We start from the raw sequence: 5265 nt of genomic DNA, 5'->3' as shown, positions 1-5265 counted from the left end.
CACGCCCGCCGGCAGTCCGCTGACCCCGGTGGGCATCGGCAGCGGGCTGAGCGCCCCGGACGGCGTGCCGGTGACCGGGGCCAGCCTGACGCCGTTGTCCGCCCTGTCATTCGGCCAGTTGCAGACGGCGCTGGCGCAGGGGCTGACGCCGCTGTCCGGCCCGTCGCTGACCGACTACCCGCTGCCCGCCAGCCAGAACGGGCTGTTCGTGGCGGACACCGCCAGCGACAGCCGCTACCTGATACGCAGCAACCCGACGCTGAGCCGGCTCGGCCAGGTGGACAACGGCCTGTTCGGCGACCTGCGCGGCCTGCTGGGGCAGACGCCGGGCACCACGGTGCCGGTGGAGACCAGCCCGACGCTGACCGACCCGACGCAGGTGCTGGGGTCGTCCTACCTGCTGGGCAAACTGAATCTGGACGCGGAGCACGACTACCGGTTTCTGGGCGACGCGGCGTTCGACACCCGCTACATCAGCAACGCGGTGCTGAGCCAGACCGGGCAGCACTACCTGAACGGGGTGGGGTCGGAGCTGGCGCAGATGCAGCAGCTGATGGACAACGCGGCGGCGGAGAAAAGCCGGCTGAACCTGCAGCTGGGGGTGAGCCTGACGCCGGAGCAGGTGGCGGGGCTGAGCCACAGCCTGGTGTGGTGGGAGAACATCACCGTGGGCGGCCAGACGGTGCTGGCGCCGAAGCTGTATCTGGCGCAGGCGGATAAAACCAATCTGCAGGGCAGTCGCATCGTGGCCAACAGCGTCAGCCTGAGCGCGGGCGGGGATATCGACAACCGGGGCAGCACGGTGAAGGCGGTGGAGGCGCTCAATATTGCCGGCGGGGGCAACCTGAGCAACAGCGAGGGCGGGCTGCTGAGCGCCGGCGGCGCGCTGAACCTGGTGGCGCTGGGCAACCTGACCAACAGCAGCGCGACGATACAGGGCAACCAGGTGACGCTGGCGAGCGTCAACGGCGACATCACCAACACCACCACCAGCAACCAGTGGCAGACGGCGGCGAAGGACGGCCGGGGGCGCGGGTCGCTGACGCGCACCGATATCGGCCAGGCCGGGCTGATAACGGCGCAGGGCGGGCTGACGCTGCAGGCGGGGCACGATATCGCGCTGAACGGGGCGCAGCTGAGCGCGGGCGGGCCGCTGCAGCTGGCGGCGGGCAACGACATCCGGCTGACGGCGCTGAGCACGGTGACGGACACGGTGAGCCAGACGGGCGGGGCCAGTACCGAGCGGCGCAGCCAGGGGCTGGTGCAGAGTACGCTCGCCGGCGGGGGCGACCTGAGCCTGAGCGCGGGACGTGACCTGAGCAGCACGGCGGGGCAGCTGAGCGCGGCGGGGACGCTGGCGCTGTCGGCGGGACGGGACCTGAGCCTGCTGTCGGCGGAGGAAGCGCAGTTCAGCTCGAACGCGTGGAAACGGCATCTGGACTGGCAGCAGACGGTAACGCAGCAGGGGACGGTGCTGAACGCGGGCGGGGGGCTGAGCCTGCGGGCGGGTCAGGACCTGACGCTGCAGGGGGCGCAGGCGGAGACGCGTGGCGCGCTGACGGCGCAGGCGGGACGTGACCTGAGCCTGCTGTCGGCGACGGAAAGCCGGCATGATTTTTTTGAAGAGACGACGGTGAAGAAGGGATTCCTGTCGAAGACCACCACGCACACGCTGCGTGAGACGGCGCAGACGACGGAGAAGGGGACGCTGCTGTCGGGGGGCAGCGTGGCGCTGACGGCGGGGCACGACATCGGGATGCAGGGCTCGGCGGTGGCGGCGGACGGTGACGTGACGCTGACGGCGGGGCATGACATCACGACCGCGGCGAGTGTGGAGAGCTACCGTAACTACGAGGAGCACAGTCGCAAGAAGAGCGGGGTGTTCAGCGGGGGCGGCATCGGGTTTACTATAGGCAGCACCTCCCTGAGCCAGAAACTGGACGACAAGGCGACCACCCAGAGCCAGAGCGTCAGTACGCTGGGCAGTACCGGCGGGTCGGTGCGGCTGAATGCCGGGCAGGCTGTGTCGGTGGCGGCCACGGATGTGATCGCTGCCCGGGACATTCAGGTGACGGGCAATAGCGTGACGATTGATCCCGGCTACGATACCCGTAAACAGTCCCGCCAGATGGAGCAAAAAACCGCCGGACTGACGGTAACGCTGTCGGGTGTGGTGGGATCGGCGCTGAACAGTGCGGTACAAGCGGTACAGGCAGTTCGGGAACAAAGCGATAGCCGTCTGCAGGCGTTGCAGGGGATGAAGGCGGCGCTGTCGGGGTATCAGGCCTATCAGGGCACCCAGATTGATACCAATAATAAAGGCGCGTCGTCGTTTGTCGGTATTAGCGTGTCGCTGGGGGCGCAGCGCTCCAGCAGCAGCCAGACCAGCGAGCAGTCACAGAGTTTTGCCTCGACGCTGAATGCGGGCCATGATATTAGCGTGGTCGCGCGTCAGGGCGATATCACCGCGGTTGGCAGCCAGTTGAAAGCGGCCAACAATGTGGAGCTGAATGCCTCCCGGGCGATTAATCTGCTGTCGGCGCGCAATACTGAGTCGATGACCGGCAGCAACAGCAGCAGCGGCGGGAATATCGGCGTCAGTTTCGGCCTGAGCAATAGCGGTGCCGGATTCAGCGTCTTTGCCAATGTCAATGCGGCCAAAGGTCGTGAACTGGGCAACGGCAACAGTTGGTCGGAAACCACGGTGGATGCCGGGCAGCAGGTCGGCCTGACCAGTGGCGGCGATACGCGCCTGACCGGGGCGCAGGTCAGCGGCGATCGTATTGTGGCTAACGTGGGCGGCGACCTGCTGCTGAAAAGCCAGCAGGACAGCAACCGCTATGACTCGAAGCAGACCAGCGTGTCGGCGGGCGGTAGCTTTACCTTTGGCAGCATGACCGGCAGCGGTTACCTGAGCGCCAGTCAGGACAAAATGCACAGCAGCTATGACAGCGTGCAGCAGCAGACCGGATTGTTTGCGGGCAAAGGCGGTTACGACATTAGCGTCGGCAACCACACGCAACTGGACGGCGCGGTAATTGGTTCAACCGCCAGTGCGGATAAAAACCGGCTGGATACCGGCACGCTGGGCTTCAGCAATATCGATAACCGGGCAGAATTTTCGGTGTCGCACAGCGGTATCGGGTTGAGTGCCAGCCCGTCGCTGAGTATGTCGGATATGCTGAAATCGGCAGCCCTGACCGCGCCTTCGGCGTTAATGTCGATGGGTAACGGCGGCAATGCCAGCAGCACCACCTACGCGGCGGTGAGCGACGGGGCGTTGATTATCCGTAATCAGGCCGGTCAGCAGCAGGATATTGCCGGTCTGAGCCGGGATGTGGAGCACGCCAATAATGCGCTGAGCCCGATCTTTGACAAGGAAAAAGAGCAGAAGCGCCTGCAGACAGCGCAGATGGTGGGTGAACTGGGCGCGCAGGTGATGGATGTTATCCGCACCGAAGGCGAAATCCGTGCGGTACGGGCGGCGGAAGCCAAAGGTGATGTGAAACGGCCAGCCGATAACGCGACCAAAAAAGAGTGGGAGAAATACAAAAAAGATCTGACGGAAACGTCGGATTACAAGGCGGTGATGCAGTCTTACGGCACCGGTAGCGATCTGCAACGGGCGGCGCAGGCGGCAACGGCGGCGATTCAGGCGCTGGCGGGCGGCGGCAACCTGCAGCAGGCGCTGGCCGGCGCCTCGGCGCCGTATCTGGCGCAGTTGGTCAAAGACGTGACGATGCCGGTGGACGAGAAGAACGCGACGGCATCGGACATTGCGGCCAACGCAATGGGGCATGCGCTGATGGGCGCGGTGGTGGCGCAACTGTCCGGTAAGGATGCGGTGGCAGGCGCAGTAGGCGCAGCCGGCGGCGAACTGGCAGCGCGCCTGCTGATCATGAAGGAGTTGTACCCAGGGCGGGGCACCAGCGACCTGACGGAAACAGAAAAACAGTCGGTAAGCGCGCTGGCCTCGCTGGCGGCTGGTCTGGCCTCAGGGATTGCGTCGGGTAACACTACCGGTGCGGCGACAGGTGCGCAGACCGGGCGTAATGCGGTGGAGAATAACTATCTGAGCAACCAGCAGAAGGCTCAGAAGAAGAAAGAGCTTGAAGAATGTCAGACTCAAGCCTGCAAGGTGCAGGCTGAGGCGAAGTGGACGGCGATAGATTTAGGGCAGGATGGAAGTTTTGCAGCCGGGATGGTTGCCGGGGTTCCGGCAGGTCTGTATGACACGATCGACGGTATCGTGAAAACGGCAAGCAGCCCGATGGAGACATATGAGGCGTTGAAATCGCTGTTCAATAGTGGTGATGTGCTGGGTAATGTGTCGGATGCGGTGAAACAGTCGTATATAGACCGCATCAACAACATGGAAGCGGAATACCAGAAGGCCGGAGCCAGTGGCTCGTTCAATGCCGGTGTTGAAGGCGGAAAACTGGTTACGGATATAGCGGGTCTGCTTGCCGGTGGTACGGGTGTGGTCAAAGTGACTGCAGGCGTAACGGAGAGGATCGTTGCCAAGGTAGCAGGTAAAGTAGCCGGTAAAGCTGAATCGGCGGCGGCTGGGTTTATAGGTAATGAAGCCCATAACGCAGCAAGCTATGCTGGATTAAAATTGGACTTACAGACTACTCAAGCAGCAAATGATGTTGTGGATAGCTTGCGGACTACCGGAACATTACCATCGAATTATGTAGATAAGGCTCAAGCTGTTGCTAATGGCTGGAAACCTGGGAAAGCATTGAATAATACAAACCCCGGTGGGCAATTAGGTGGTGATATCTTCGAAAATTCAAATAACCTGTTACCGTCTTCGCCAGGAAGAGTATGGCGCGAGGCTGATATAGGATTGAATAATACGATGTCGAGAAGCAATCAGCCGGGAACAAGGTTGTTATATTCGAGTGATGGGTTGTTGTATATCACTACTGATCACTATGAAACAGCAACATCAATAGGTAAATGGAAGTGAGCAAACGCGAAATTATTTTAGATGGTTTAAACATATATACCGAATCTGATGTTCATGGTGTTCTATCGGAGAAACTAGATTTTGGTCCCTACTATGGAAGAAATCTTAATGCGCTCTGGGATCGATTAAGCAATGACGTCGAGCGGCCAGTAACGCTGGTATGGACGAACTCAGATACAACCCGACAGCGCTTAGGTGATACGTTTAATCGAATAGTGGAAGTGTTAGAGAGGGTAAGAAAGCAGGATATCGAATTAAACTTCGATGATAAGTTCGATTATATCTTGAAA

At 61.3% G+C, this 5265-nt stretch carries 2 protein-coding genes; both read left to right on the top strand.

The features are described 5' to 3' along the window. On the top strand, positions 1-4975 hold a 4975-nt coding region (locus tag DXX3274_RS12015; RefSeq protein WP_193747024.1), incomplete at its 5' end, for a hemagglutinin repeat-containing protein. After that, a partial coding sequence (locus DXX3274_RS12010; RefSeq protein ID WP_231348787.1) for a barstar family protein occupies positions 4972-5265 on the top strand: 294 nt, incomplete at its 3' end. The genes DXX3274_RS12015 and DXX3274_RS12010, both read left to right, overlap by 4 nt.

Origin of the sequence: Dickeya sp. NCPPB 3274, assembly GCF_000406205.1 — a bacterium.
Taxonomy (GTDB): Bacteria; Pseudomonadota; Gammaproteobacteria; order Enterobacterales; family Enterobacteriaceae; genus Dickeya; species Dickeya fangzhongdai.
Note: the sequence above shows the minus strand (reverse complement) of the source record. Positions and strands in the feature narration are given on the sequence as shown.